The sequence below is a fragment of the Rugamonas brunnea genome (assembly GCF_014042345.1).
Lineage (GTDB): Bacteria > Pseudomonadota > Gammaproteobacteria > Burkholderiales > Burkholderiaceae_D > Rugamonas > Rugamonas brunnea.
This window is the reverse complement of sequence record NZ_JACEZT010000011.1, coordinates 45,279-69,388: the sequence shown is the minus strand read 5'-3', so window position 1 is coordinate 69,388 and position 24,110 is coordinate 45,279. Positions and strand designations below refer to the sequence as shown.

The 24,110-nt window shown below is 63.0% G+C and carries 18 protein-coding genes; 9 read left to right on the top strand and 9 right to left on the bottom strand.

All coding sequences use genetic code 11. From position 1 onward, the window contains the following. Window positions 1-2: 2 nt before the first annotated feature. Window positions 3-1,640 (bottom strand): response regulator, encoded by a 1,638-nt coding sequence (locus tag H3H37_RS16875; protein WP_182164598.1) that lies wholly within the window; start codon window positions 1,638-1,640, stop codon window positions 3-5. Between the two features lie 21 nt (window positions 1,641-1,661). Next, complete coding sequence (locus H3H37_RS16870; RefSeq protein WP_182164596.1) at window positions 1,662-3,374, bottom strand: response regulator; 1,713 nt, start codon at window positions 3,372-3,374, stop codon at window positions 1,662-1,664. Window positions 3,375-3,690: 316 nt separating this feature from the next. Here H3H37_RS16870 and purL point away from each other — a divergent pair, with 316 nt between their 5' ends. Next, entirely contained in the window at window positions 3,691-7,740 is a 4,050-nt protein-coding gene (purL, locus tag H3H37_RS16865; protein WP_182164594.1) for a phosphoribosylformylglycinamidine synthase, read from the top strand. 70 nt (window positions 7,741-7,810) lie between these two features. On the opposite strand, the gene H3H37_RS16860 is transcribed toward purL, so the two are convergent. Beyond that, window positions 7,811-8,446 carry an AF_1327 family membrane protein gene (locus H3H37_RS16860; RefSeq protein WP_182164592.1) on the bottom strand — a complete coding sequence of 212 codons (636 nt, stop codon included), beginning with the start codon at window positions 8,444-8,446 and terminating at the stop codon, window positions 7,811-7,813. A 94-nt stretch (window positions 8,447-8,540) separates the two neighbouring features. Between H3H37_RS16860 and H3H37_RS16855 the strand changes: the two genes are divergently transcribed. After that, window positions 8,541-9,581 carry an AraC family transcriptional regulator gene (locus H3H37_RS16855; RefSeq protein ID WP_182164590.1) on the top strand — a complete coding sequence of 347 codons (1,041 nt, stop codon included), beginning with the start codon at window positions 8,541-8,543 and terminating at the stop codon, window positions 9,579-9,581. Between the two features lie 14 nt (window positions 9,582-9,595). On the opposite strand, the gene H3H37_RS16850 is transcribed toward H3H37_RS16855, so the two are convergent. Both H3H37_RS16850 and H3H37_RS16845 read right to left on the bottom strand, forming a co-directional pair. Further along, complete coding sequence (locus H3H37_RS16850; RefSeq protein WP_182164588.1) at window positions 9,596-10,264, bottom strand: DNA alkylation repair protein; 669 nt, start codon at window positions 10,262-10,264, stop codon at window positions 9,596-9,598. 7 nt (window positions 10,265-10,271) lie between these two features. Continuing rightward, window positions 10,272-11,297 carry an AraC family transcriptional regulator gene (locus H3H37_RS16845; protein WP_182164586.1) on the bottom strand — a complete coding sequence of 342 codons (1,026 nt, stop codon included), beginning with the start codon at window positions 11,295-11,297 and terminating at the stop codon, window positions 10,272-10,274. A 209-nt stretch (window positions 11,298-11,506) separates the two neighbouring features. On the opposite strand from H3H37_RS16845, the gene H3H37_RS16840 reads away from it, so the two are divergent. From H3H37_RS16840 to H3H37_RS16810, 7 genes are all read left to right on the top strand, one after another. Then, the gene (locus H3H37_RS16840) at window positions 11,507-12,445 is read left to right on the top strand and encodes a 2Fe-2S iron-sulfur cluster-binding protein (protein WP_375540010.1); all 939 of its coding nucleotides are present in this window, start codon (window positions 11,507-11,509) and stop codon (window positions 12,443-12,445) included. Next, complete coding sequence (locus tag H3H37_RS16835; protein WP_182164582.1) at window positions 12,442-13,620, top strand: alkane 1-monooxygenase; 1,179 nt, start codon at window positions 12,442-12,444, stop codon at window positions 13,618-13,620. Before H3H37_RS16840 ends, H3H37_RS16835 begins: the two co-directional genes overlap by 4 nt. Further along, window positions 13,610-15,229: a GMC family oxidoreductase gene (locus H3H37_RS16830; protein WP_182164580.1), complete on the top strand. Its 1,620-nt coding sequence runs from the start codon at window positions 13,610-13,612 to the stop codon at window positions 15,227-15,229. Before H3H37_RS16835 ends, H3H37_RS16830 begins: the two co-directional genes overlap by 11 nt. A 489-nt stretch (window positions 15,230-15,718) precedes the next feature. Next, on the top strand, window positions 15,719-16,999 hold the full coding sequence (locus tag H3H37_RS16825) for a dicarboxylate/amino acid:cation symporter (RefSeq protein ID WP_182164578.1): 1,281 nt from the start codon (window positions 15,719-15,721) through the stop codon (window positions 16,997-16,999). 44 nt (window positions 17,000-17,043) lie between these two features. Continuing rightward, window positions 17,044-18,039 carry a porin gene (locus tag H3H37_RS16820; RefSeq protein WP_511262180.1) on the top strand — a complete coding sequence of 332 codons (996 nt, stop codon included), beginning with the start codon at window positions 17,044-17,046 and terminating at the stop codon, window positions 18,037-18,039. Window positions 18,040-18,122: 83 nt separating this feature from the next. Then, window positions 18,123-20,033, top strand: coding sequence for a sensor histidine kinase (locus tag H3H37_RS16815; RefSeq protein WP_182164575.1), 1,911 nt, complete (start codon window positions 18,123-18,125; stop codon window positions 20,031-20,033). Next, entirely contained in the window at window positions 20,026-21,369 is a 1,344-nt protein-coding gene (locus H3H37_RS16810) for a sigma-54-dependent transcriptional regulator (protein ID WP_182164573.1), read from the top strand. The genes H3H37_RS16815 and H3H37_RS16810 overlap by 8 nt, the downstream gene beginning before the upstream one ends. Window positions 21,370-21,433: 64 nt before the next feature. On the opposite strand, the gene H3H37_RS16805 is transcribed toward H3H37_RS16810, so the two are convergent. The 4 genes from H3H37_RS16805 to H3H37_RS16790 all read right to left on the bottom strand — a co-directional run bounded on the left by H3H37_RS16805 (window position 21,434) and on the right by H3H37_RS16790 (window position 24,109). After that, a complete protein-coding gene (locus H3H37_RS16805) occupies window positions 21,434-22,210 on the bottom strand; it encodes a peptidylprolyl isomerase (RefSeq protein WP_182164571.1) in 777 nt (258 codons plus the stop codon). Window positions 22,211-22,313: 103 nt separating this feature from the next. Beyond that, window positions 22,314-23,093 carry a peptidylprolyl isomerase gene (locus tag H3H37_RS16800; protein ID WP_182164569.1) on the bottom strand — a complete coding sequence of 260 codons (780 nt, stop codon included), beginning with the start codon at window positions 23,091-23,093 and terminating at the stop codon, window positions 22,314-22,316. Between the two features lie 114 nt (window positions 23,094-23,207). Beyond that, the gene (locus H3H37_RS16795; protein WP_182164567.1) at window positions 23,208-23,480 is read right to left on the bottom strand and encodes a BolA family protein; all 273 of its coding nucleotides are present in this window, start codon (window positions 23,478-23,480) and stop codon (window positions 23,208-23,210) included. Further along, window positions 23,480-24,109, bottom strand: a complete 630-nt coding sequence (locus H3H37_RS16790; RefSeq protein WP_182164565.1) for a septation protein A — start codon at window positions 24,107-24,109, stop codon at window positions 23,480-23,482. The genes H3H37_RS16795 and H3H37_RS16790 overlap by 1 nt, the downstream gene beginning before the upstream one ends. Window position 24,110 lies beyond the last annotated feature (1 nt).

The window sequence follows — 24,110 nt, the reverse complement described above, 5'->3', positions numbered from 1 at the left end:
CGTCAGGCGGTGGTGGAAATGCCGTACTTGCGCTGCGTGGCCGTGTACTGGTTGAGCAGGATGGGCAGGGCCGGGTGGTTCGGGTCCAGCCTGCGGATGCGTTCCAGCAGGTGGTTGCACTGCTCGGCCACGGGCGCTTCCCAGCCCAGGTCGTCGAGCTGCTTGAGCATGGCCGATGCAGCTGCCGGCAGCAGCGCCATGTTGGACGGCGCCTTGCGCAGCGCCCCGTTGAGCGTGTCGATGGCGGCCCGCAGGTCGCCGTGGGCGCGTTTTTCGGCCGCATCCAGCAGCAGGTCGTCGAGCTGGCGCGAGATCGTCTCGCCCACGCCGGTGGCCAGGTCGTGGCGGCCGGCCTTCTCGAACACGTTGACGGCGTCGTCCATCGAGATGCCGCTGTCCGGGTCGTTGGTCAGGTCCACCATCAGCGACGTCGCTTCGTTATCGAGCTTGTTCTTCAGGCAGCTATGCACCAGGCCCACCTTGAGGCCGTTGGACAGGCCGCGCGTCATGCTCATGGTGCGCACGGCGTTGCGCAGTTCGGCGGCGGCGGCGATCGGGTTGTCCATCAGTTCGGCCAGCAGACTGGCGGCCACCGAGCGGCACACCTCGGTGTTGGCGTTGCCGCGCAGGGAGCGCTCCAGGTCGCGGATCACGCCGCCGGCCTGGCTGGCATCGCCTTTCTTGACCAGGGTCTTGACCAGGTTGACGTGATCCTCGGGGTCGCGGAACTCCGAGTACTTCGCTTTCTGCACCACCTGTTTGAACGCCTTTTCGGCCACCATCACGTCGCCCGCCTCGTAGGCCACCTCGCCCAGGTGGCGCAGGCGGCGCACCATGTGCGGGGAAATGGCGACCGCGTCCTCCAGGATGCGCTTGGCCATTACGTTCTGGCCCATGGCCTCGTGGGTCTGGGCCAGCAGGTCGTAGGCGGCCATGAAGCGCGGATTGTGGGCGATCAGGTTGTCCAGGGTTTGCTGCGCTTCTTCGTATTTCTGCAGCCCGAACTGGCAGCGGGCCAGGCCCAGGTGGGCCCAGCCGACGGGGCGCGTGAGCAGGATGGTCTGGTAGATCAGTTCCGCTTCTTCCAGTTCATTGAGGCGCAGGTGCAGCTCGGCGCGCAGGCGCGCGAACTCGATCGCGTGGCGCGCGTGCGTGGCTTCGCATTCCAGGCAGGTGGTGATGGCTTTGCGCAGATTGCCCATGCCGATCAACTGGTACACGGGCAGGAAGTACGAGCGGCGTTCGACGGCGCGGGCGATGCGCTGTTGCAGCACGTCGATGGTGAACGGCTTGAGCACGTAGTCGTTGGGCGTCAGTTCGGCCGCGCTGATCACCTTGCTGTACACGCCTTCGGAGGTGAGCATGATGAAGATGGTCCACTGCGCGATCAGCTTGTGGTGGCGCAGGTCTTCCAGCAATTGCTGGCCATCCTGGCCGTTGTCGCCGGCGCCGCTGCCCAGGTCATATTCGCACAGGATGATGTCGTAACTTTTCTTGTTCAACTGGCCGATGGCCGTGCCGGAGCTCACCGCGTCGTCGATGCGGGTGATGCCGGACTGGTTCAGCATGTTGCGCAGGGTGGCGCGCATGCCAGGGTTGGGGTCTACCAGCAGGACAGAAAGTTCAGCGTAATCTTGCATTTATCTACTTCCAGGCTTGACCTAAGCGGTCGAAGGTGAGGGTGAAGGTGAAGGTGAGGGTGGTGGCGAACCGGCCGGCGGCTGCGCGGCGGAATGCGCCGCCGCGATATGGGCGCCATGCTGCTTGCGGATGGCCACATACTGGGCCAGCAGGCCGGGCAGCAGCGGGTGCGCATTATTGTGTTCCCGGATGCGGCGCAGCAGGGCCGTGCACTGGCCGAACAGGGCCGGGTCCCAGCCCACGTCGGCCAATTGGCGCAGCATGGCCGTGGTGGCCGCCGTCCACAGTCCGGTGTGGTCGGGGTTGCGCGCCAATGCCATCCGCAGCACCTCGACGGCGCCGCGCAAATCACCCTGGCGGCTTTTTTCGGCCGCCTGGCGCACCATCGTGTCCACCGCCGAATCGAGGCGGGCGTGGTGCTGCTTGACCAGCTCCGGCCGTTCGGCCTGTTCGTAGATGGCCAGCACCTGCGATTCGCTCACGCCGCTGTTCGGATCGGCCGTCAATTCCGCAAAGAGGGCGTTGGCCTGTTCGTCCAGGCGGTTGACCAGGCAGCTGTGGGCCAGGCCCAGTTTCACGTTGCTGGACATGCCGGTCGCCTCGGACAGCTTGTTCATGGCCTTGGCCAGTTCGGCGGCCGCGCCGGCGGCGTCGCCCTTCAGCTCCAGCACCATGGCCGACGCGTAGGCGCGGCATACTTCCGTGCTGGCACTGCTGCGCAGCGAGCGTTCCAGGTCGCGCACGACGGCGCTGGCGGCCGTGGCATCGCCTTTCCTGACCAGCGTGCGCACCAGGTTCACATGGTCGGCCGGGTCGCGGAATTCCGAATGGCGGGCCTTGGCCACCACCTGCTTGTAGGCTTGCTCGGCGCCGGTCACGTCGCCCACGGCCAGCGACACGTCGCCCAGATGGCGCAGCCGCCGCACCATGTGGGGCGAGATCGCGACCGCATCCTGCAGCACCTTTTTCGCCGCTTCGTCATCGCCCTGCACCCGCAGGCATTGCGCCAGCAGGTCGTAGGCGGCCATGAACTTGGGATTCGCCGCCACCAGCGCCTCCAGCAGCGCCTGGGCTTCGCCATGGCGCCCGAGGTGCGACAGGCAGCGTGCCTGGCCTAGCTGGGCCCAGCCCAGCGGCTTGGACTGGAGGATGGCGGCGTACACTTGTTCCGCCTCCGCGTGCCGGTCCAGGCTGACCAGCAGCTCGGCCCGTAGCCGCGCATAGTCGGTGGCGTAGCGGGGCTGGCTGGTTTCGGCCGCCAGGCAGGCGGCCAGCGCTTCGCGCGCCTTGCCCTGGCCTATCATCTGGTACACGGGCAGGAAATTGGCGCGCCGTTCCAGCGCCCGGCCGATGCGCTGCGACAGCACGTCCACCGTGAACGGCTTGAGGATGTAATCGGTGGGCAGCAATTCGGCCGCGCTCACCACCTTGCTGTACACGCCTTCGGCCGTGAGCATGATGAAGATGGCCCACTGGCTGATCATGCGATGGTGGCGCAAGTCTTCCAGCAGTTGCTGGCCGTCCTGGCCCGCGTTCTCGGCGCTGCCACCCAGGTCGTACTCGCACAGGATCACGTCGTAGGACTTGATCCCGAGCTGGCGGATGGCGGTGGCCGAGCTGACGGCATGGTCGACCTTGGTGATGTTCACCTGGGTCAGCATATTGTGCAGACTGGCGCGCATGCCCTGGTTGGGATCGACGATCAGGACCGACAGGTTGCTATAGTCTGGCATGGAGGAACTTTCGTGGGCCGGGCCGGCGGTGAGTGCTTATCGGCAGGCGTCAGCAAAATTTGAAACAAGCATACTCCAAGCACTGGAAAAATTGCAGGGGAAGGCAGTGTTTCCTGCGCGGCAAGCCCATTTTGCGACGCGATTTGGCAAAAAATGTTGCTTTGGCAGCAGCTTTTTCCCCGAATAAGGGCTGTGGAGAGAGGGGAGAAAACGGTATAATGCGCGCAACGGAAATCTTGCAAAACCGCATCCGATCAGTTTCGTACCGTTTCACCCTTTAAATCCGCAGCCTCGCTGCATCAACCATCTCCAAGCCATGTTGATTCTGCCGGGCTCCAATGCCCTGTCCGCATTCCGTAGCCAACGCCTGTTATCCCAACTGCAAACGGTGCTGCCCGCCGTGGCCGCAGTGCAGGCCCGATATGTCCACTTCATCGACGCCGCCGCGCCCTTGTCGGCCGACGACAGCAGCCGCCTGGGCGCGCTGCTGACCTACGGCGAGCCGGCCCATGCCGACCACGCCGACGGCGCGGTCGAGGAATTCTTCGTCATTCCCCGCTTCGGCACGATCTCGCCGTGGGCTTCCAAAGCCACCGACATCGTCCACAACTGCGGCATGGCGCATATCAAGCGCGTGGAGCGGGGCGTGGCCTACCGCATCATCCTGAAGGCCGGCTTCCTAGGCACGGGCATCGGCGCCGTCAAGAAGCTGTCGGAGACGGAAACGCAGGCCGTGGCCGCGCTGCTGCACGACCGCATGACGGAATCCGTGCTGCGCCACTCGGACGAGGCGGCGGCCCTGTTCCGCACCCTGGACGCCCGTCCGCTGGAGACGGTGGACGTACTGGGCGCCGGCAAGCAGGCGCTGGAAAAGGCCAACACCGACCTGGGCCTGGCCATGTCGGACGACGAGATCGAGTACCTGGATGCCGCCTTCACCAAGGCCGGCCGCAACCCGACCGACGTGGAACTGATGATGTTCGCGCAGGCGAATAGTGAGCACTGCCGCCACAAGATCTTCAACGCCGACTGGACCATCGACGGCGTGGCGCAGGACAAATCGCTGTTCCAGATGATCAAGAACACCCACCTGCTGCAGCCCAAGGGCACCATCGTGGCCTACAGCGACAATTCGTCCATCATGGAAGGCGCGGAAGTGGCGCGCTTCTTCCCGCGCGGCGCCAACCATGAATACGCTGCCTCGACCGAGCTGACCCACACCCTGATGAAGGTGGAGACCCACAACCACCCGACCGCCATTTCGCCATTCCCCGGCGCCTCCACGGGCGCGGGCGGCGAGATCCGCGACGAGGGCGCGACCGGCCGCGGCGCCAAGCCCAAGGCCGGCCTGACCGGCTTCACGGTCTCCAACCTGATGCTGCCGGGCGCCGTGCAGGCCTGGGAAAACGCGGCCAGCGTGACGGCCGGCGCGGCCCAGCGCGACACGAGCAAGGTCTACGGCAAGCCGGACCGCATCGCCTCGCCGTTGCAGATCATGATCGAAGGCCCGCTGGGCGGCGCCGCGTTCAGCAATGAATTCGGCCGTCCCGTGCTGGGCGGTTACTTCCGCACCTACGAACAGAACATCGGCCGCCAGTTCGCCGGCGCCAGCGACACCGTGTACGGCTACCACAAGCCCATCATGATCGCGGGCGGCATCGGCAACATTTCGGCCCAGCACACGCACAAGAACGACATCCCGGTCGGCAGCCTGCTGATCCAGCTGGGCGGTCCCGGCATGCGCATCGGCATGGGCGGCTCGGCCGCCTCGTCGATGGCCACCGGCACCAACACGGCCGACCTGGACTTCGACTCCGTCCAGCGCGGCAACCCGGAAATGGAACGCCGCGCCCAGGAGGTGATCAACGGTTGCTGGCAAATGGGCCAGTCCAACCCCATCATCTCGATCCACGACGTGGGCGCGGGCGGCCTGTCGAACGCCTTCCCGGAAATCACCAACGACGCCAAGCGCGGCGCCATCTTCGACCTGCGCAAGATCCCGCTGGAAGAAAGCGGCATGGCCCCCAAGGAGATCTGGTCCAACGAATCGCAGGAACGCTATGTGCTGGCCATCTCGCCGGACAACCTGCCCGTGTTCCAGGCCCTGTGCGAGCGCGAGCGCTGCCTGTTCGCCGTGGTCGGCGTGGCCACCGAGGAGCGCCAGCTCAAGCTGGTCGACCCTGAACTGGGCAATAACCCGGTCGACATGCCGATGGACGTCCTGCTGGGCAAACCGCCCAAGATGCAGCGCGACGTGCACCACGTGCAAAACGATTTCCCCGCCATCGACCTGACCGGCATGGACCTGGAAGAAGCGGCCAAGCGCGTGTTGCTGCTGCCGACCGTGGGCGACAAGTCCTTCCTGATCACCATCGGCGACCGTACCGTCGGCGGCATGAGCGTGCGCGACCAGATGGTCGGCCCATGGCAGGTGCCGGTGGCCGATTGCGCCGTCACCACCATGAGCTTCGAAGGCTACGTGGGTGAAGCGATGTCCATGGGCGAGCGTACCCCGCTGGCCGTGATCGACGCGCCGGCATCGGGCCGCATGGCCGTGGGCGAGGCGATCACCAACCTGGCCGCCGCCGCGATCCGCGACATCTCCGACATCAAGCTGTCGGCCAACTGGATGGCCGCCTGCGGCCAGCCGGGCCAGGACGCGGCCCTGTACGACACCGTGAAAGCGGTCGGCATGGAACTGTGCCCGGCGCTGGGCATCAGCATCCCGGTCGGCAAGGACTCGCTGTCCATGCGCACCACCTGGCGCGACGAGAACGCGGAATCGAAAGCTGTTACCAGCCCCGTGTCGCTGATCGTGTCGGCCTTCGCGCCCGTGCATGACGTGCGCAAGTCGCTGACGCCGCAGATCAGGATGGATGCCGGCGACACCGCCATCATCCTGATCGACCTGGGTCGCGGCAAGAACCGCCTGGGCGCGTCGGCGCTGTCGCTGGTCATGGGCCAGTTGGGCAACGAGACGCCGGACGTGGACAGCGCGGAAGACCTGAAAGGCTTCTTCGCCGCCATCCAGCAACTGAACAACGATGGCAAGCTGCTGGCCTACCACGACCGTTCCGACGGCGGCCTGTACGCCACGCTGACCGAGATGGCCTTCGCCGGCCGCGCCGGCCTGTCGATCAACCTCGACATCCTGACGCTGGAGCAGGGCCACGGCGCCGACCAGGGCGACGCCAAGAACTGGGCCGGCCAGATCGCCGAGCGCCGCAACGAGCAAACCATCCGCGCCCTGTTCGCGGAGGAGCTGGGCGCCGTGATCCAGGTGCGCGCCGACGAGCGTTCGCAGGTGATGGACGTGCTGCGCGCGTTCAACCTGGGCGCCTGCAGCCACATCATCGGCAAGCCGAACGACCGTGGCGTGATCGAATTCACGCGCGACGCCAAGACCATCTACAGCCAGCCGCGCGCCGCGCTGCACCGCCTGTGGAGCGAAACCAGCTGGCGCATCGCGCGCCTGCGCGACAACCCGGCCTGCGCCGACGCTGAATACGACCGCCTGCTGGACGAAACCGATCCTGGCATGACGCCCAAGATCACCTTCGACCTGGCCGAGAACGTAGCTGCGCCATTCCTGGCCACCGGCGTGCGTCCGCGCGTGGCCATCCTGCGCGAGCAGGGCGTGAACTCGCACATCGAGACGGCGTACGTGATGCACCAGGCAGGCTTCACGGCCGTGGACGTGCACATGAGCGACCTGATCGCCGGCCGTGTCAAGCTGGACGACTTCCAGGGCGTCATCGCCGTCGGCGGCTTCTCGTACGGCGACGTGCTGGGCGCCGGTGAAGGCTGGGCCAAGACCATCCTGTTCAACGCGGCCCTGTCGGAGCAGTTCGCGCGCTTCTTCCAGCGCAGCGACAGCTTCGGCCTGGGTGTGTGCAACGGCTGCCAGATGATGAGCAACCTGAAGTCCATCATCCCGGGCGCGCACGCATGGCCGAAGTTCACCACCAACAAATCGGAGAAGTTCGAAGCACGCTTCTCGATGGTGGAAGTGCTCGACTCGCCGTCGATCTTCTTCAGCGGCATGGCCGGCACCCAGACTGCCATCGCCATCGCCCACGGCGAAGGCTACGCGGACTTCAGCCAGACCGGCAACATCAACGAAGCTGTGGCCGCCATGCGCTTCGTCGACAACCGCGGCGCGGCCACGGAAGCGTATCCGTACAACCCGAACGGTTCGCCGCAGGGCCTGACGTCGGTGACGACGGCCGATGGCCGCTTCACGGTGATGATGCCGCACGCCGAGCGCGTGTTCCGCACCGTGCAGCAGTCGTGGCATCCGGAAGCATGGGGCGAGGATTCGCCATGGATGCGCATGTTCCGCAACGCCCGCAAGTTCGTCGGCTAAGCGCCAGCGCTCCGTCAAAAACGGCCCCGTTTCGGCGACGAGACGGGGCCGTTTTTACATCAGGCGCGACTCAGATCCAGTGCAGCACGCCCGCGAACAGTCCCAGGCTGCCGGCCACGGTGGCGCCCAGTCCGGAGACGACGGCCAGCTGGCGCGTGCGCGAACGCATGTCGTGCACCATATAGGCGACGACGAAGAAGGGCATGTAGCCGATCAGCCAGATCAGCCATGGCGCATCGGCGTTCCAGCCCGACCATTCCCAGGTCAGCGCGCCGATATGGTTGAGCCACAATTCCACGCACACGCACAGCACGGAGTTCACGGCCGCGAACACCCAGCGGTTATTGATGCCAAGGATATTCGCCTTGGGGTCGGCCGGCAGCATGCGCACCGCGTACAAGCCCATGATGGCGAACATGAAGGTGATCTCCACGTTCAGGCCGATCAGGATCACGTAGGCGGAACTGCCAGGCGTCCCCCACGCGGGCGCGAAGCCGGAGAAGTGGAACAGCAGGCCGTTCCAGATTTCGTTAATCCAGTCCATCAGCCAGAACGCCAGTCCGGCCAGCACCACGTTCCAGCGGCGCGCGGCGGCCTGCTCGCCGTAAGCCTGTATCACGATCAGCAGCAGCGGGATCACATACCACTGGAAGTGGGACGCATTACGCACCAGTGCTTGTGCCTGCGCGGCGGAATCTGCGATCATTTGTGTTGTCTCCTTTTTATGAAAATTGCGATTGTAGAGACCACGCCGCGCGCTGGCTTGACAGCGCAGGTCAACATTTTTGACAATTTAGGCCATGCCCGACCATTTCCGCGCTTTACCCGCCACCGCCATGGGACTGACCGGCAGCGTGCCCGGCGCCTACGTGCGCCTGTTGTTCGACTACCTGGCGCAACAGGGCGCGGATGCGGCCGCCATCCTGGGCGAGGCGCCACCCACGCCGGAGGCCACGCCGCCGTCGTATCCGGCGCTGCGCTGGGCCGGTATGCTGGCTGCCGCCGCGCGCCAGTTGCGCGACCCGGCCCTGGGCTTGCACGTGGGCGCCACCATCACGCCCGCCCACCTGGGGCCGCTCGGTTATGTGCTGCTGGCTTCCCAGTCGGTGCTGGCCGCGCTGCAGCGCTATTTGCGTTACCAGCGGCTGGTGCATGATGTGAGTCCCGTGCGCACCTGGCAGGCGGAAGACTGCCTGATCCTGGAATGGAGCGATGAATCGCGCCATATCGGCTTGCTGGCCAATCAATGCGGGCTGGCCGCGATGGTGCAGTTCGCGCGTGACATCACGGGCAGCGCCATCGACCCTGTCGCCATCCATTTCGTTGAGCCGGCGCCGGCCGATGTGTCGCCCTACGCGGCGTTGTTTCGTTGCCCGGTCCTGTTCGGGCAGGAGGCGACCCGCGTCTGCTTCCCACAGCAATTGCTGGATCTGCCGCTGCGCCGCGCCGACCCGGCGCTGGTGGCCATGCTGGAACAGCAAGTGCAGGCCAGCCTGGATGCCTTGCCCGGACCCGACCACATGCTGCAGGCGGTACGGCGGTGCATCACCAGCCATTTGCTCGATGGCGAAGCGATGCTGGATCAGGTCGCGCTGGAACTGCACGTGTCAGGCCGCACGCTGCGGCGCTGGCTGCAGGCGCGCGGCTGGAGCTTCCGCGATCTACTGGAAGACACGCGGCGGCGCTTGGCCGAGCATTATCTGCGCGACACGCCGTTGTCGCTGCCCGAGGTGGCTTTGCTGCTCGGGTATTCGGAACAAAGCGCGTTCAACCGCGCCTTCATGCACTGGTGCGGGGTGACGCCGCGCCGCTGGCGCCTGGCTGCGCACAAGCCGGCGTAGGACGCGCCGCGCGCTCAGTCGCGTTGGAGGTGTTTGTTTGCTTCGCGGTAGCTGAGGGGCGCCAGTCGATCTTTTTCGGCGTGCAGAAAGGCGGCCACGGCTTCGGGATCGTGGCGTGCATAGTCGCGCAAGGCCCAGCCGATCGCCTTTTGGATGAAGAACTCGCGTTCCGGCGAGAGCGTGCGCGCGTAGTCGAACAGGCGTATGCTATCGGTGCGCGCGCGCCAGCCCAGTTGATGCAGCATGGCAATCCGGCGCAGCCACATATCGGGACTTGTTAAAGCTGCGTCCATGCCGTCGTGCTGTCCGTCCAGGATATCGCCGATGATGGAGGCAAGTCCGTCCACCGTGTCCCACCACGATTTCTCCTGCGCCAGACGCAGCAAGGCGGGGATATCGGCCACGCTCAATTCCTTGTGCCTGAGGGCCAGCAGGTCCAGCGCCGCATACTGGTATTCGCGTTCCGGCAGCGCCCATAGCTGCTTTGCCAGTGCCATGAAATGCGCGGCGCCACGGCCTTTCAATTCCATAAAAATCGGTTTCAGGGACTTGCGCCGCAATGGCGTGGGCACGCCGAGGAAGGGAAACTGGTTGCGCATGTAGGCGCGCATGGGTTCGGCGCGGGCCGCCTGGGCGTGCGCCGCGAGTGTTGCCCGGATCGTCTCCAGCTCGGATGTGGTCATGGCGGTCTCAGGGCGCGTTCAGCGTCCCGTTGACGCCTGCCTGGTAGGCGGCGGGCGAAATGGCTTGCCACCGGATGAACGCGCGGCGGAAGTTGGCCGTGTCCGTGTAGCCGAGCTGGTAGGCGATCTCCTGGATAGTCAATTTGCCGGCTTGCAGGTGTTCCAGCGCCAGCTTGTGGCGCACTTCATCGAGCACGTCGCGGTAGGACGTGCCTTCTTCCAGCAGCCGGCGGTGCAAGGTGCGCGGCGTGAGGTTGAACAGTTGGGCGGCAGCCTCCAGCGACGGGAACGCGTCCTGGCGCTCCAGTAGCACGCGCGCGAGCTTGGCCGCCCACGCCGGTTCGGCGCTCATGCCGTGCATCTCGCGCTGGCAGGCTTGGATCGCTTGCCGCAGCGTGGTCGGGTCGGCCATGGACAGCGGTTGATGCAGCGCGCTCACGGGAAACGCGAAACCGCACCATGACTGCCCGTAGCGCATTTCGCAACCGAACTTTTCCCGCACCAGTTCCGCATGCGGTGGTGGCGCGAAATTCCAGCTGACATAGGGTATGGGCGCGGAGCCGGCCGTGATGTGGTCATACAAATTCTTGATGGTCAACACGATCGCTTCCTGCACCGGCTGCCGTACCCGGCCCAGCGGCAGCGCGTCCTCGAACTTGAAGTGGACATCCGGCCCCACCGTTTGCTGGCGCACCTTGACCAGCCGGGTGCGGGTGAGGAAGTACTGTTCGATCACGCCGATCGCCTCGGCCAGGGTGGCGCAGTTCATCGCGGCGAAGCCCAGCATGCCGTGGCTATTGATGCGCATGCGCTCGCCGACCAGCAGGCCGAACGCGGAGTCGCCCGTGGCGTCGATGGCGTCCTGGATCGCCTGCACGAACGCATCCATGTCCAGGATCTGGAACTCATCCGCCGGCAAGGCATCCCAGCGTATGCGCAGAAACGAGGCGGGCAGGGGCACGTTCGAACGCTTGACCTGTTCGACGATCTGGCGAATGTACTGGACCGGCAACGCGAATTGTGGAGCGGGCATGGCGGATGGTGTGGTGGGGCGTGTCGCCATTGTCAAAAAATGACTGCTCGATGTCAACAGCTAACCTCGTCTGAGAGGCAGGGCGAGCCTACGATGATGCTGTCATAACACAACACATTGAGGCCATGTTTTCACTATTTAAGAGAAGAGCGCCGGTCACGGCCCACGTCAACGGGGCGCCGTTATCGGTCGAACCCGGGGAGACACTGTTGCAGGCGGCGCTGCGCAACGGCGTGGCGTTTCCGCACAGTTGCCGGGTTGGCGGTTGCGCGACCTGCAAGTGCCGCCTGACGAGCGGACGGGTCAAGGAGCTGACCCAGGCAGGCTACGTGCTGTCCGAGGAGGAACTGGATCAGGGTTTCATCCTGGCCTGCCAGTCCGTGCCGACCTCGGATATCGCGGTCGAGGTGGACCTTGGGGCGATGCCGGCCCAGCGCCGCGTGGCCGGCCGTGTGATCGGGCAGGAGCGCCTGACGCATGACATCACGGCGCTGCGGATACAACTGAGCGAGAGCTTGCACTACAAGGCGGGCCAATTCGCCAACCTGAGCCTGGCGCCGCTGGGCGACCATGCGCGCAGCTACTCGTTCGCGACCGACGTGCAGCCTGATGCGCAGGTGCAGTTCTTCGTCCGCAAGGTACCGGGCGGCGCGCTGTCGTCGCTGGTCAATGAGGGCAGCCTGGTGGGGACAGAGGCCGTGGTGGAAGGACCACTGGGGGAATTCTGGCTGCGTCCGGCCGATGCGCCGCTGCTGTTCATCGCCGGCGGGAGCGGGCTGGCGCCCATCCTCGCCATGCTCAGGGAGGCGGCCCGCTCCGAGTGCGCGCGGCCCGTCACCTTGCTGTTTGGCGCCCGGCAGGAGCGCGATCTCTACGGACTCGAAGATATCCAGGATATCGCCCGGCACTGGCAGGGGCGTTTCGATTTCCTGCCCGTCCTGTCCGGGCAAACCGATGCCGATGGCTGGCAGGGCGAGCGCGGCATGGTAGGCGACCACATCGCCCGGCACGTGGCTGGCGGGCCGCACACTTACCTGTGCGGCCCGCCCGTCATGGTCGACGCGTGCACGGCCATCCTGACGCAAAGCGGGGTGGCGCGAGAACACATCTTTGCGGATCGTTTTACAACTATAAGGGGACAACAATGAGCATTTTCCACTACTTGAAGTATTTTCTGTTTCACGTGATCGGCTTGTGCGCGCTGGCGGCATTGGCGGCTGGCGGCACGGCCATTCCCATCGGCTTCGTGGTCGTGGTCGCCACTTACGTGATCGGCGACGCGCTCGGGGGCGACGATACGAGCACCCCGCGCATACGCTATCCGGGCATCCTGACGTTCCAGTTGTGGCTGGCGTTGCCCTTGCTGGCGACCATCGTGTTCGCCTCGGTGTGGAGCGTCTGCCAGGCTGACGTGCTTGGCTTCGGCGCCTGGATCACCCGGCTGACCGGTGTTGACGTGCTCGCCGCGCGGCAAACCACCACGCCGCTCCAGCACGCGGCCGGCATATTGCTGACGGGCTTGATGATCGGCATGATCGGCACCATTCCCGGTCATGAACTCACGCACCGTACCTGGGACAAGATTTCCATGCTGATCGGCCGCTGGCTGCTGGCATTCAGCTTCGACACCGTATTCTCCATCGAGCATGTGTATGGCCACCATCGCTACGTGTCGACCGTGGAAGACCCCGCCACCGCACCGCGTGGTCGCAATGTGTACTTCCACATCGTTATCTCCACCATCCGGGGCAATGTGAGCGCCTGGAAGATCGAACAGAAGCGCTTGCGGCGCGAAGGACGCGGCGCCGTGTCGCCATTCAACGCCGTGATCCGCGGCCACCTGATGAGCGTGTTGCTGGTCGCCACCGCCTGGATGGCGGGCGGCGCGGTTGCCGCCGGCTATTTCGTACTGTGCGCTTTGGCTGGTAAAGCGTTGCTGGAAATCGTCAACTACATGGAACACTACGGTATCGTGCGTGATCCAGCCACGCCGGTCCAACCACGCCATTCGTGGAACACCAATCGCCGCTTCAGCTCCTGGACCATGTTCAACCTGACCCGACATTCCCATCATCACGCCCAGGGCGAGGTGCCATACCAGGACCTCAAGCCATTCCCGGACGCGCCGATGATGATCAGCGGCTACCTGACCACCATCGTCGTGGCCATGATTCCGCCGCTGTGGCACCGCCTGATGACGCCCAAGGTGATGGCCTGGGACCGCGACCACGCCACGCCGGCCGAGCGCAAGCTGGCGGCGGCTGCAAACGCCCGCAGCGGCATGGCAGCGTTCGAACAGCAGGGGGCGCGGCATGGAGTTTGATTTTGTCATTGTCGGCGGTGGCTCCGGCGGCGCCACGCTGGCGGCGCGCCTGAGCGAAGACCGCGCCGTGACCGTCTGCCTGATCGAAGCCGGCGGTGACGGCAAGGGCATCCTCGTGCGCGCACCGGCGGCGGTGGTGGCGATGGTGCCCGGCCGGCCGAAAATTAACAATTACGCGTTCGAGACCGTGCCGCAACCGGAGCTGAACGGACGGCGCGGCTACCAGCCCAGGGGCAAGTGCCTGGGCGGCTCCAGCGCCATCAACGCCATGCTCTACATCCGTGGCCAGCGCCAGGATTATGACGGGTGGCAGCGTCTGGGGTGCACAGGCTGGTCGTTCGACGACGTCTTGCCATTCTTTAAACGGGCGGAGGGCAACGAGCGCGGCGCCTGCGCCTGGCATGGGGCCGACGGGCCGCTGCAGGTGGCCGAACAGCGCAGTCCACGGCGCGTCACGGAAGACTTCGTGCGGGCCGGGGAGGAGTGTGGTTATCCGCGCAACCATGATTTCAACGGACCGGAGCAGGAGGGCGTGGGGCATTACCAGGTGACCCAGTTCCACGGCGGCGAACGCAATGGCGAACGCTGTTCGGCGGCGGCGGCCTATCTGCACCCGGTGCTGGAACGGGCCAACCTGATGGTGATGACCCATACTCAGGCGCTGCGGGTGGTATTCGACGGCAAGCGTGCCGTTGGGGTGGAAGTACGCCGGGGCGCGACCACGGAGGTGGTGCGCGCGCGTTGCGAGGTGATCCTGTCCGGCGGCGCTTTCCATACGCCGCAGTTGCTGATGTTGTCCGGTATCGGTGATCCGGCTGAACTGGTGCGCCATGGCGTTACCGTCCGCCACGATCTGCCGGGCGTGGGCAAGAATTTGCAGGACCATCTGGACTACATCCTCGCTTACCGCAGCGATGAGACGGATCTGTTCGGGATCGGTGCTGCCGGTGCGCTGCGGCTGGCCAGGGCCGCCAACGAGTGGCGCAAGACGGGGCAAGGGATGATCGCGACGCCGTTTGCGGAAGGCGCGGGCTTCATCAAATCCCATCCGGATCTGGACCGCCCTGACCTGCAACTGCATTTTGTGATCGGCATCGTGGATGACCATGCGCGTAAGCTGCGGCTCGGTTATGGCTTTTCTTGCCACGTTTGTGTATTGCGCCCGAAGTCGCGCGGCGAGGTCGGGTTGCAGGATGCCCATCCGTTGTCGGCGCCGCGCATTGATCCGAAGTTCCTGTCCCATCCGGACGACCTGGCCTTGCTGATGAACGGTGCCAAACGGACCCACGCGATCATGAATGCACGGGCAATGGCCAAGTATGGCCACCGCAGTCTGTACCCGGTCGATGTTGAGGACGACTCGGCGCTGGTGGCGGATATCCGCGCCCGTGCCGATACCATTTATCACCCGGTGGGCACCTGCAAAATGGGGACGGATAGCATGGCGGTGGTGGATCCGCAATTACGCGTCCATGGTATCCAGGGTTTGCGGGTGGTCGATGCCTCTGTTTATCCCACGCTTATCAGCGGGAATACCAACGCGCCAACCATTATGATTGCGGAGCGTGCTGCCGAGTTTATCCGGACAGCGAATAACGCAGCGCATTAACATGCCTGTTTGGCGGGAATAAATCCGGTAATTTATACCGGTATTTATTGCCCGCCAATTTCATTTTTAATTCCCAAGCCTCTGGCTGTTCGCACCCATTTTCCCGGGTCGCGCCACGCCATTCATGTCCAAGCATCTCCCACTGCCACCGAACGCGGGCCAGACATGCTGATTTCTGGTCTTCACGTGCCAAAAACTGGCTTGACCAGGGAGACTTGGGACACTACCCAAGGATGGCGCCTGGGGCATTCTGAATTCTCATACGCCCAACGCCGGGCCAATCCAACAGTTCATACGAACGCGCTGCCATGGCACGTGGTTGTCGAAGCTATTTCCATACAAAACAATGACTTAACTACATCGTCCTTGCGTTCCGAGAGCGGGCACGCCGATTGCTATTACCCCCACCAGACCAGGAAGCTGGTCGCCCTCGACAACAACGGAGCAGGCCCACGACGCCCGCTCCAATCCATAGGCTGGAGGAACGCAATGAAGAAGCAACGTCCGTTAACCATCTATATCCTGATCGCGATGGTGCTCGGTATTTTGGTGGGCTATGCCTGCCACGAGACATTCCCTGATCAGAAGATCACCACCGATATTGCCGCGCATATTTCGATTGCGACGGACGTATTCCTGCGGTTAATCAAAATGATTATCTCGCTGCTGGTGTTTTCCACCCTGACCATCGGTATCGCTCATATGGGCGATGGCAAGGCCGCTGGCCGTATCGGCGCCAAAGCCATGAGCTGGTTCATTATCGCCTCGCTGGTTTCGCTGACGCTGGGCATGCTGCTGTCCAATTTCCTGCAATTGGGTTCGCATCTGGGCTTGCCACTGCCGGCGAGCGACGCATCCACCGGTTTGAAAACGGCGGCGTTCACGCTGAAGGACTTCGTGGCCCACATGGTGCCGAAGTCGCCAATCGAAGCGATGGCCAACAATGAAATCCTGCAGGTGCTGGTATTCGCCATCTTCTTCGGTAGCGCGCTTGGCGCCATGGGCGATGCTGGCCGCAAACTGACGGCCGTCATCGACCAGCTGGCCCAGGTCATGCTGCGTATCACCGGCAGCATCATGAAACTGGCGCCGCTGGCCGTGTTCGCAGCCATGGCGTCGGTGGTCACCACCAACGGCCTTGCCATCCTGGGCACGTTCGCCAAGTTCATGGGCGGCTTCTACCTGGGTCTGTTCTGCCTGTGGGCCCTGCTGGTTGGCGGCGGCTTCGTCTTTATCGGTCGCCGTGTATTCACGCTGATCGGCCTGATCCGCGAACCATTCCTGCTGGCCTTCTCGACCGCAAGCTCGGAAGCTGCCTATCCCAAGCTGCTCGACGCGCTGGATAAATTCGGCGTGCAACGCAAGATTTCCAGCTTCGTCCTGCCCATGGGCTACTCGTTCAATCTGGACGGCTCGATGATGTACTGCACCTTCGCCGTCCTGTTCATTTCCCAGGCTTACGGCATCGACCTGTCGATCGGCACGCAAATCACCATGCTGTTGCTGCTGATGCTCACGTCCAAAGGCATGGCCGGCGTGCCACGCGCCTCGCTGGTGGTGATCGCCGCCACCCTGAACCAGTTCCACATTCCTGAAGCGGGCCTGTTGCTGCTGATGGGCATCGACCAGTTCCTCGATATGGGCCGCTCGGCTACCAACGCCGTCGGCAACGCGGTCGCAACGGCCGTCGTCGCCAAGTGGGAAGGCGCCCTGCACGACCCCGAAGTGGCCAGCGACGTGAATGTCGCCACCGCACAAATGCGCGCATAACAACTACATCACTTTTTTATTGGGAGACAACTATGAAAGCAGCAATCAAATCGGCAACCCTCGGCATGATGGCCCTCGGTATGGTATCGGGCGCGGCCATGGCGCAATCCAGCGTGACCGTGTACGGCGTGGCTGACGCCGGCCTGGTGCTGGAGCGCGGCGGCGCGGCCGGTAACGTGAGCAAGGTCACCAGCGGTATCGCTTCCGGTTCCCGCCTGGGCTTCAAGGGTACGGAAGACCTGGGCGATGGTCTGGCTGCCAACTTTGTGCTGGAAAATGGCCTTGGCATCGATACCGGCGCTGCAGGCCAGGGCGGTCTGCTGTTCGGCCGCCAGGCATGGGCAGGCTTGTCCGGGCGCTTCGGCGCCGTGGCGCTGGGCCGCCAGTACTCGCCATGGTACAAGACGGTGCGCGACGTGGCCGACCCGTTCTGCGACGGCCTGGCCGGTGCGATCACCAGCGTCTTCGCCGCCAACACCCGTGTCGACAACATGGTGAGCTATGCTTCGCCCAAACTGGCGGGCTGGTCGGCTGAGCTGGCCTATGGCGCCGGTGAAGTGGCTGGCGACGCTTCCGCCAACCGTACGCTGGGCGGCAGCGCCACCTACAGCGAAGGTCCGTTGACCGTGGTGCTGGTCCACCACCAGCGCGAAAACCCTACCGCCACCGCCCATAGCCGCAATACCCTGTTGACCGCGCGCTACATGTTCGCCAATGGCTTCACCGGCCACGTTGCCCATGCCGTCAACCGGGATTTGCTGGGCAACGAAAGCAAGGACGATCTGCTGGGTGGTACGGTGCGCATGGGCGCCAGCAAGTTCATCGCCTCTGTGATCTATCATCAGGACGACTCCGCAGCCAACCACGACGCTCGTCAATATGCGGTGGGCTATCTTTACTCCCTGTCGAAACGGACGGACCTGTATACTGCCTACGGTCACGTCAACAATCGCAACGGCGCGAGCTTCAAGATAGGTAATGCCACCGATAGCGGCTCGGGTGTCACGGGCGTCAATCTGGGTATGCGTCACGTCTTCTGAGGCCCGGTGCCGCTTGCTCCGGCAGGCGGCGCAATGCTGGAGCGATCCTGCATTGCGCCGCGCCGGAACTAGAAGAAAGCACTATGCCTCAAGCAGTTACATCTGAACTTGCCGGCCCGCCAACAGCGGGCCGCAAGCGCTGGACCGGCCGTACTGTTATGGGCTGGACCATCGTGGTCGCGGTCGGCCTGGTGCTCGCCGGCGTCGCTTATGCCTGGGCGGAGCGCATCACCACCGAGCGGTTGCGGGTGAGCGGAGCGCAGCGGCTGGATGTGTACGCCGGCAGCCTGGAAAATCTGCTGGGCAAGTATGACTTCTTGCCCAGCACGCTGGAGTTGAGTGACGATGTCATCGACATGCTGCAGAAGCCGGAAGATGCGGCGTTGCAGCTCGCCGTCAATCAGCACCTGGAGCGACTGAACCGGCAGGCCGGCTCCACCACCATCTACGTCAGCGACCTGCGCGGCATTACCCTTGCAGCCAGCAACTGGCGCGAACCCAACAGCTTCGTCGGCGATAACGTCGCTTTTCGTCCGTATGTCCGCGATGCGCTGCGTGGTAAACCAGCAGGCTTCTACGGGGTGGGCACAACCTTCCTGGAGCCGGGCTATTTCTTTGCACATGGCATTTATCGTGACGGCCGCATGCTGGGGGTAGCGACCGTCAAGGTCAACATCGAGAAGCTGGAAAAGGCCTGGGTGCAGGGCGCCGACAAGGTGTTACTCAGCGATGAGCACGGCGTGATTTTCCTCACCTCGGTGCCTGCGTGGAAATACAAAACGTTGGGGCCGTTATCGGCGGACGTGCAGCGCGAGCTGGCCGCCACCCGTCAATATTTCTCCCATGCGCTGACGCCGCTCGATATCCGTTACGAACCGACGCGCGATGACGGGGTACAGTTTGCGACTATACGGGCCTCGGCCAGTGGCAGCGGCGCGGACACGCCGCGCCGCATGTTGAGCCAGAGCCTGTCCCTGGCGCCCCGTCATTGGCAATTCATTTATCTGTCCGACCTGAGCCCGGCCCGTTCCAACGCGCAGACTGCCTTTCTGCTGGCCTGCCTGCTGCAGGCCTTCCTGATCGTGCTCTATCTGTATGTGCGCCAGCGCCGTCGCAGCCTGCGGCTCAAACTCAAGGCCAAAGAAGATTTGCAGCATGCCTACGATAATCTGGAACTGATGGTGGCGGAGCGTACCTACAATCTGAAGCAAATGACGCGCAGCCTCAGCGATGAAATCGCCGTGCGGCAGTGGGCCGAAGACAAGCTGCGCGTCACCCAGAATGAGCTGGTGCAGGCAGGCAAAATGGCGGTGCTGGGGCAGATGGCAGCGGGCATCACCCACGAGTTGAACCAGCCTTTGACGGCCTTGCGCACGATGTCCGATAACGCCGCCGTGTTGCTGGATCGCGGCCGGATCGAGGACGCCAAGTCCAACCTCGGGATCATTTCCCAAATCGTCGGCCAAATGGGGACGATCACGGGCCAACTGAAAGCTTTTTCCCGCAAGTCCACCGGCAACATGGCCCCTGTGGCGATCCAGCCAGCCGTCGCCAATGCGCTGTTCCTGGTGGAGCGCCGGCTGGAGCAGGAGGGTGTCGGCTTCCGCCTGGACGTGCGCCAGCACGATGCCTACGCCCTGTGCGAGGGCAACCGGCTGGAACAGGTGCTGGTCAATTTGTTCAATAACGCACTCGATGCCATGAGCGCCGTGGACAAGCGTCAGTTGACGGTCACCATCGAGCGCGAAGGCAGCCGTTTGCTGATCAGCGTGGACGACACGGGGCCGGGCATACCGGACGAGGTGCGCGCCCATTTGTTTGAACCGTTCTTCACGACCAAGGAGCAGGGGGCGGGTTTGGGTCTGGGACTGGCTATTTCCGAGCAAATCGTGGTGGAGTTCGGTGGTATATTGAGGGCCGACCCGGCACCCGGTGGCGGGGCCCGATTCACAATTGATTTACCCATTTCAGAGCAGGGAGCGGTACATGGTTGATGGTTTGCAGGTGATACTGGTGGAAGACGATGCCACGGTGCGTGCCGGAAGTGTCCAGGCCCTGCAATTGGCGGGGCTGGAAGTGCAAGGATACGCATCGGCGGAACCAGCGTTGAAATTGCTGGCGCCGCATTTCCCCGGCATCGTCGTCACCGATGTCAAACTGCCGGGCATGAGCGGGCTGGAGTTATTGACGGCTGCCAAGGCCATCGATGCCGAACTGCCTGTCATCCTCGTGACCGGCCACGGTGACATCAACATGGCCGTGCAAGCCATGCGTGATGGCGCCTACGACTTCATCGCCAAACCCTATTCGTCCGAACAACTGGTGGAGGTGGTGCAGCGTGCGCTGGCCACACGCAGCCTGATGCTCGAAGTCCATAGCCTGCGGCGCAAGCTGGAGCAAAGCGCCGGGATCGAGGCGACCTTGCTGGGCGAGTCGCCGGCCATGCGCGAGCTGCGCCGTTTGATCCTGGACCTGGCCGACGAACCTGCCGATGTGCTGGTGTTCGGCGAAACAGGTACGGGCAAGGAAATGGTGGCGCGTAGCCTGCACCAGCACAGCATCCGCAGCAAGCATCACTATGTTGCGATCAATTGCGGCGCGATCCCCGAGAATATCTTTGAAAGCGAGGTGTTCGGCCACGAACCGGGCGCGTTCACCGGGGCGGCCAAGCGCCAGATCGGCAAGATCGAATACGCCGACGGCGGCACCCTGTTCCTGGACGAAGTGGAGAGCTTGCCGCTGGCCATGCAGGTCAAGTTGTTGCGCGTGCTGCAGGAGCGTTATGTGGAACGCCTGGGCTCGAACCAGCCCGTGCCGGTCGACGTGCGCATCATTGCGGCGACCAAGGTGGACCTGAAGGAGTTGTCCGACCAGCAGAAATTCCGTCACGACCTGTACTACCGCCTGAACCTGATCGTGCTCCACTTGCCGCCACTGCGAGAGCGGCGCGAAGACATCCCGTTATTGTTTGAACATTTCGTGCTGGGCGCCGCGGCCCGCTACAAGCGCGAAGTGCCGCCGATGTCGGGCATGCTGATGCAGCGCCTGATGGCGCATGCATGGCCGGGCAACGTGCGTGAGCTGCGCAACATCGCCGATCGCTTCGTGCTCGGTTTGTCGAGCGGCACCGATGGCTTGCTGGCCGCGCCACCGGCGGCGCCGGTCGCCTTGCCCGAACAGGTGAGCCGCTTTGAGCGAGCGCTGATCGAGCAGGAATTGCGCAATGTGGGTGGGAACGTCGCGGAAGCGTGTGTGACCCTGGGTCTGCCCAAGCAAACCCTGTATCACAAGATGCAGAAATACAATCTCGTGGCCGACGATTTCAAATAGCGGATGGAAACAAAAAAGCGCTTCACAGGGAAGCGCTTTTTTAGAGGGGAGGGGACCAGCCAAATTACTGGATCTTGGCCTTCTTCATCAGTTCGTCGCGATAGGCGGCGATCTTACGCTGTTGCAGCGATTCCGCCACTTGGCCTTTGACTTCTTCCAGTGCTGGCAGTTTCACGGCGCGCGAATCTTCCAGTTTGATCACGTGATAGCCGAATTCCGTCTTGACGGGGGTTTCCGTGATCTGGCCGTTCTTCAGTGCCACCATGGCGTCAGCGAAAGGCTTGACCAGCTTGCCAGGGGTCATCCAGCCCAGGTCGCCGCCGTTGTTGGCCGAACCGTCTTTCGACACTTTGGCCAGTTCTTCGAACTTGCCGCCCGCTTTCAGCTTGGCGATGATGTCCTTGGCTTCAGCTTCGGTGCCAACCAGGATGTGGCGCGAATGGTATTCCTTGTCGCCCATGGCGGCCTTGTACTTGTCGTACTCGGCTTTAATGTCGGCATCCTTGACCGGGTTCTTCTTCACGTAGTCGGCCAGCATGGCATTGATGATGATGCTCTGGCGGGCGTTCTCGATGGCGGCCTTGACGTCGGCGTGGGTGCCGAAGCCTTGCTTGTCCGCTTCCTGGATCAGCACTTCACGGCCGATCAGGTCTTTCTTGATGGCTTCGCGCAGCTGTGGCGAATCCGTTTGCTGGCCTTGGGCGACCACTTGCTTGACGATCTGGTCGATACGCGATGCGGGGATGGCCTTGCCGTTGACGGTGGCGGCGTTCTGCGCGAATACCGGAGCTGCAACTACAGCGATCATTGCTAACAACAGGCGTGCTGGCTTCAAAATCATTATCAAATCCTATAAAAATACAAGAGATCGCGCCTGGCGGACAGTGCGCATTGTTGAACGCAGAACTAAAAACGGCGCCCAGTGGGCGCCGGTGACGACTATATTACTGAATCTTTGCTTTCTTGACCATTTCTTGTTGGTAAGCTTGCAGTTTCTTCTGGGTCAGTGCTTCCGCGATCTGAGGCTTCACTTCTTCCAGGGTCGGCAGCTTGGCTGGACGGATGTCGTCGACCTTGATCACGTGGAAGCCGTTCGGGGTCTGCACTGGCTTGTCGGTGAACTGGCCTTTTTGCAGGTTCACGAATGCATCCGAGAACGCTGGTGGGAACGACGATGGGGTAGCCCAGTCGAGGTCGCCGCCGGTGGAGGCGGAACCGGTGTCTTTCGATGCCTTGGCCAGTTCTTCGAACTTGCCGCCGGCCTTCAGCTTGGCGATCACGTCGTTCGCTTCGGCTTCGGTGGCCAGCAGGATGTGGCGCACATGGTATTCCTTGTCGCCGGCTTGCTTGGCGAAGCGGTCATATTCAGCCTTGATGTCGGCGTCCGACACCGGGTTCTTCTTGACGAAGTCGCCAACCAGGGCGTTGATGATGATGGCCTGGCGCGCGTTTTCCAGCTGTTGCTTGACGTTCGGGTCCTTGGCGAAGCCTTGCTTTTCCGCTTCCTGCATCATCACTTCGCGGCCGATCAGGTCTTTCTTGATCAGTTCACGCAGTTGCGGCGAATCTTGTTGCTGGCCTTGCGCGACCACTTGCTTGACGACGGCGTCAACGCGCGAAGTAGGAATAGCCTTGCCATTGACGACAGCAATGTTTTGAGCAAAAGCAGGTACGGCGGCAACGGCGAGAAGTGCAATCAGCAAACGGGCTGGCTTGAAAGTCATTATTAATTCCTGTAAAGGGAAAGTTTAAGCTAAAAGTTGTTGGCTCAGGTTAGACCGTCATGGTGTCGTCATGTTTCAAGACTATTCTGGCGCTACCCTAAACCTTGCGCTACATCATACTTCGGATGGTGCCAGTGCGGTAATGGCCAATGCATGAATTTCTTTATGCATCATATCGTGCACGGAATCATACACGAGTCGATGTCGCATGACGAGTTTGATCCCTTCGAAGCGGGCGGAAACAATCCGCACCGTGTAATGGCCGCCACCGGAGGCGGCGCCGGCGTGGCCGGCGTGCATGGCGGACTCGTCGCCAATATCGATTTCCAGTGGCGTCAGCGCCGCTTGCAAACGGGTACGGATCTTTTCCAGGCGCGGGTCACTCATCAAGCTTCATCCTTCATGTGTTTTGACAAATACAAGGTCTGGCCCACGATAAAGACAAACATGATGGACGTGGAACCAAACGCTTTGAAACTGACCCATGCGCCGGTATCGCCCTTGAACAGCACAAAGGCGACAAACAGGTTCAGGAAACCCATCGCCGCGAAGAAACAAATCCACGCCAGGTTAATGCGGTTCCAGATCACATCAGGTAAATGAATGATGTGTTCCATCGATTTGCGCATCAGGTTCTTTTTGAAAGCCAGTTGCGATACCAGCAGGCCGATGGCGAAGCACCAATAAACAATGGTCAGCTTCCATTTGATGAAGTTGTCGTCATGGAAGTAAATCGTCAGGCCGCCAAAGAAAATAAACATGAATAGCGACAACCACAGCACGAAGTCCACTTTACGGCCGCGCAGCTTGATATAGACGATCTGGCCCATGGTGGCAAAAATACCGATCAGGGTCGCGATAATGATGGGCGACTGGGCCGCCGTGACCACCCCGCCGGACACCAGTGCGCTTAGGTGGGTATTGATGAAGTCTTGGGCCGCTTCGGCATGGATGCCCGCCAGTTTGTAGGCGGCGAAGAACGCCAGCAGCGGCAGGAAGTCGAACAGGAATTTCATG

What these genes read in the sequence shown, in the direction of transcription:
- H3H37_RS16860 (WP_182164592.1), bottom strand. Translation starts at nt 8,446, where the DNA reads ATGATCGCAGATTCCGCCGCGCAGGCACAAGCACTGGTGCGTAATGCG.
- H3H37_RS16810 (WP_182164573.1), top strand. Translation starts at nt 20,026, where the DNA reads ATGGTTGATGGTTTGCAGGTGATACTGGTGGAAGACGATGCCACGGTG.
- H3H37_RS16855 (WP_182164590.1), top strand. Translation starts at nt 8,541, where the DNA reads ATGCCCGACCATTTCCGCGCTTTACCCGCCACCGCCATGGGACTGACC.
- H3H37_RS16830 (WP_182164580.1), top strand. Translation starts at nt 13,610, where the DNA reads ATGGAGTTTGATTTTGTCATTGTCGGCGGTGGCTCCGGCGGCGCCACG.
- H3H37_RS16845 (WP_182164586.1), bottom strand. Translation starts at nt 11,297, where the DNA reads ATGCCCGCTCCACAATTCGCGTTGCCGGTCCAGTACATTCGCCAGATC.
- H3H37_RS16870 (WP_182164596.1), bottom strand. Translation starts at nt 3,374, where the DNA reads ATGCCAGACTATAGCAACCTGTCGGTCCTGATCGTCGATCCCAACCAG.
- H3H37_RS16790 (WP_182164565.1), bottom strand. Translation starts at nt 24,109, where the DNA reads ATGAAATTCCTGTTCGACTTCCTGCCGCTGCTGGCGTTCTTCGCCGCC.
- H3H37_RS16800 (WP_182164569.1), bottom strand. Translation starts at nt 23,093, where the DNA reads ATGACTTTCAAGCCAGCCCGTTTGCTGATTGCACTTCTCGCCGTTGCC.
- H3H37_RS16835 (WP_182164582.1), top strand. Translation starts at nt 12,442, where the DNA reads ATGAGCATTTTCCACTACTTGAAGTATTTTCTGTTTCACGTGATCGGC.
- H3H37_RS16850 (WP_182164588.1), bottom strand. Translation starts at nt 10,264, where the DNA reads ATGACCACATCCGAGCTGGAGACGATCCGGGCAACACTCGCGGCGCAC.
- H3H37_RS16825 (WP_182164578.1), top strand. Translation starts at nt 15,719, where the DNA reads ATGAAGAAGCAACGTCCGTTAACCATCTATATCCTGATCGCGATGGTG.
- H3H37_RS16805 (WP_182164571.1), bottom strand. Translation starts at nt 22,210, where the DNA reads ATGATTTTGAAGCCAGCACGCCTGTTGTTAGCAATGATCGCTGTAGTT.
- H3H37_RS16875 (WP_182164598.1), bottom strand. Translation starts at nt 1,640, where the DNA reads ATGCAAGATTACGCTGAACTTTCTGTCCTGCTGGTAGACCCCAACCCT.
- purL (WP_182164594.1), top strand. Translation starts at nt 3,691, where the DNA reads ATGTTGATTCTGCCGGGCTCCAATGCCCTGTCCGCATTCCGTAGCCAA.
- H3H37_RS16815 (WP_182164575.1), top strand. Translation starts at nt 18,123, where the DNA reads ATGCCTCAAGCAGTTACATCTGAACTTGCCGGCCCGCCAACAGCGGGC.
- H3H37_RS16795 (WP_182164567.1), bottom strand. Translation starts at nt 23,480, where the DNA reads ATGAGTGACCCGCGCCTGGAAAAGATCCGTACCCGTTTGCAAGCGGCG.